Origin of the sequence: Desulfobotulus sp., assembly GCF_034006065.1 — a bacterium.
Classification (GTDB): domain Bacteria; phylum Desulfobacterota; class Desulfobacteria; order Desulfobacterales; family ASO4-4; genus Desulfobotulus.
In genome coordinates, this window is sequence record NZ_JAVETM010000106.1 from 1 (window position 1) to 3245 (window position 3245).

Annotated in this window: 4 protein-coding genes; 1 reads left to right on the top strand and 3 read right to left on the bottom strand. The window is 50.6% G+C overall.

What is annotated here, in order from left to right; genetic code table 11:
* Positions 1 to 332, top strand: a 332-nt coding sequence (locus RBR60_RS16510; protein WP_320358843.1) for a polysaccharide biosynthesis protein, incomplete at its 5' end; no start/stop codon positions are given.
* 15 nt (positions 333 to 347) lie between these two features.
* On the opposite strand, the gene RBR60_RS16515 is transcribed toward RBR60_RS16510, so the two are convergent.
* The 3 genes from RBR60_RS16515 to RBR60_RS16525 form a co-directional block, all read right to left on the bottom strand.
* Complete coding sequence (locus RBR60_RS16515; protein WP_320358846.1) at positions 348 to 2186, bottom strand: M48 family metalloprotease; 1839 nt, start codon at positions 2184 to 2186, stop codon at positions 348 to 350.
* Positions 2187 to 2191: 5 nt separating this feature from the next.
* Entirely contained in the window at positions 2192 to 2668 is a 477-nt protein-coding gene (locus tag RBR60_RS16520) for an NUDIX hydrolase (protein WP_320358848.1), read from the bottom strand.
* Between the two features lie 97 nt (positions 2669 to 2765).
* A complete protein-coding gene (locus tag RBR60_RS16525) occupies positions 2766 to 3155 on the bottom strand; it encodes a hypothetical protein (protein ID WP_320358850.1) in 390 nt (129 codons plus the stop codon).
* Between the last annotated feature and the right edge of the window lie 90 nt (positions 3156 to 3245).

Consider the following 3245-nt stretch of genomic DNA (forward strand, 5'->3'; position numbering starts at 1 on the left):
CATTTATTCTGGAAATGGGCACATCGGTTAAAATAATTGATATGGCAAGGGATCTCATACGGCTTTCAGGGTTTGAACCGGATGTGGACATCAAGATCGAATACATAGGTCTCAGGCCCGGTGAAAAACTCTACGAGGAGTTAATAACCGAAGGAGAGGGCATAGTCCCCACCGACCATAAAAAAATCATGGTGATAGCAGGGCAAACGTGTAATCTCAAGGCATTGAACAGACAGATTGATGAAATAATAGCGTTTGCCAAAGATCAGGACGACCAGAAGATCCGGGAAATGTTGATGCAGATTGTGCCTGAATATCAACCCAACCGATAAGGGGAACCTCCCCCGTTAATTTTCCCCGGCAAATCTTTGAACCTGAGAGCGGTAATAGTCCAGGTCCAGGCCCAAGCGGTCCTCCGCCTGCTCAAGGGCCTTGATTGATGCCTCCAGGGCCTCCCTGGCAAGGCCGTTCTGCCAGCAAGCCTCGGCATAGGTGTCAAGCACATGGGAAGGGGTATCAACAGCAATGGCCCGCTGGGCAAGGGTAAGGGCCCGTTCCGGATCCAGGAAGGATACATCCTCGCAGGTCAATAAGAGCCAGGCAAGGTTGTTCAGGGCCTGGAGGTTTTGCGGGGCTGTTTTAAGCACATTTTCATAGGCATGAACAGCCCTTTCAAACATTTTTCTGCCATAGTAATAATCACCGATCAAGGTGTAGGCATCTACATTTTCAGGGTCAACCTCAAGGACCTCAAGTAAGATCCGTTCGGCAAGATAGTTGTTCATCACCTCCTTTCCCGGACCAAAATTGACAAAATAACCCGCCAAAACAACCATCACCATGAACACTGCATAGCCCGCCACCATCTGCCGTATTTTTCGGTCATGTTTTTTCACAAGGTCTGGATCGAGCTCACATCGCACCATAAAGTCGATGCGCTGGGAGATGTTGAAGTGGTGCCAGTTGGGTCGATCTGATGCGGTGCGGCTGAACCGTGCAATTTTGTAAAAGGTGTCGATAAGGCTTCGCCCGCTGCCCAGGAGTGAAAAAACATAGGTATCGGCCTGGCGCTCGAAATTGCGCATGAAGAACCCGAATCCAAACCGGAAATAAACAAGAAAGAACAGAATGAGTATTAGGCTGAAAACAAGGGTGGAGACCGTCTCCTGTTCCATCCCGGCAAAGATGACAAGCCATGACAGGGGATTCAACCCGTAGATCAAAACCAGCAGAGGCTCAAACAGAGCGTAGACTAAGGCGATGTAGCCTGCAAAGAAAAAAAGATAGAAAAGAATGTGATATTTTTTCACATGGCCTATCTCATGGGCTATTACCGCATCGATTTCACGGGGGGTCATGAGATTGATAAGGGCCGGAGTGACAAGGATATAGCGAAACCTTGAAACAAGCCCCATCACACCTGCCGTGATCATGGAGCCGCCAAAAAGATCCCACTTGAGGATGTCTGCATACCCTATACCCCCATGAATGCAGAGGGCTTCGATCCTGTCTCTTGTGGGTCCCGGTTCAAGGGAAGAGCAACCCCAGAGCCTCTGAATCAGGTAGGGTCCGAAAGTTGCCACGGCAAACAAGAAAAAAACCACGTAAAGAATTTCACCTGCCGGGGTTGCTAGGGCTGCCTTAAACCCCTTAAACGGAAGGATCTGGATGATGTCAGCCACAAAGGAGAGTATAAACCAGGGAAGAAGAGCTGGAAGGGAGAACGAGATGTTTGAAATCACAAAACTCTTTTTTGACACGGTTCCGGGAAAAAACTGCCTCTGCACCCTCCAGGCCGATGTCCAGACTATCACAAGATATCCGAGAAAAATAAAAAGAAATACAAGAGCCTCGAGGGTGGGAAAAATCTGAAACGGTGGGAGATCGGCCAGGGCGAGCTTGAGCTTTAAAATGTAAAGGTCGGCTGCAAAGACAAAAAGGGCAAGTATGGACAGGCGAAGTAAAAGCTGGTCCAGCCGGGTGTCAATCTGCACACCTGCATCTCCCCCTTCAAGGGAAGACCTTGCCGCAAGCCGCTTGAATGAGATGTGGCACACAAGGGCAAAAACGATTGCCAGAGCCAGGGCAGACACCAAGGCGTAATCCGGCATTCCCCCGCCACCCGGATGGTGACATGTGGTGTACAGAATAAGAGCCACAAGGAAATAGATAAAGTTAGTAAACATGGACGTTAAATTTTGCCAGTGGCTGCAAAGGTGGAAAGAATGATCCAGGTTTTTACGTCAAACTTAAGGCCCGGGGTGTTTAAAAGCCCAGCAGCCTCCCCGGTTGAGAGCATGATCACCTCTATATCTTCTGAAGCCTCGTTGGCAAGGGTGCTGGGTTCACCCCGGCACTCGCCATAGATCAGGGTGATGGACTCGTCGGTCATGCCCGATGACGAGTACACAGGAGGACTCTGCCTCAGAACCTTGACCAGGGTAAGACCGGTCTCCTCCCAGAGTTCCCGTGTGGCAGCCTCCACACTCTTTTCTCCCCTGTCCACAAGCCCTGCTGGAAACCCGTACTGATATCCCCCAAGGGGGACCCTGAACTCTTTGATGATGACGAGCCTCTGTTTATCCCGATGAAGGGGGACGATTACTACGGCGTCGGGAGTTGTATCGGTCTTGAAGGCTTGTGGGTCTTCTGATCTTGAAGCGAACACCCAGGATTTTTCTTTTTTTCTTGTATCCCTGTAACGCACGGAAAAAAGATTAAGATGGGGAAAGTTTGTCTCCTTGACCAAATCCAATATTTTCAAATCAATTCTCCCAGGGCCTTTTACCGGTCCTGAGGGCAATAGGCGGGGCAAGGATTTCCGACCAGACTACGGCGGTACGGATCTCATCTGGAGAAAGGCTCAGGCTAACGCCCGGGATAGTTGCTCTCAAAGGCTCTTTAACCACGGGCCGGCTCGGTGCTTGCTTTTTTACCCTGGCAGCCGTCGGAATTTTGGGGACTTTTACGGGCCGGGAATCCTTCCCATCATCATCTTCTTCTTGCAGGGTAAAAGCAGGATCGTCAAAGTCAACGTCGTCAAATTCCGCAAACAACCCCTGTTCCGCAGTGCCGGATTTGTCCGATTGACGACTCCTGACCTGACCGGTCTGACCCTCTGTCTGATCCTTCACCCTGGCCTTTTGAGCCTCCATTCTGAACTGCTGTTCCAGTTCTGAAAAAAAGGCCCCCACGCGCTGACCCAACTTTGAGAGCAGGCCGGCAGCCCCAGGAGAGCTCCCCCC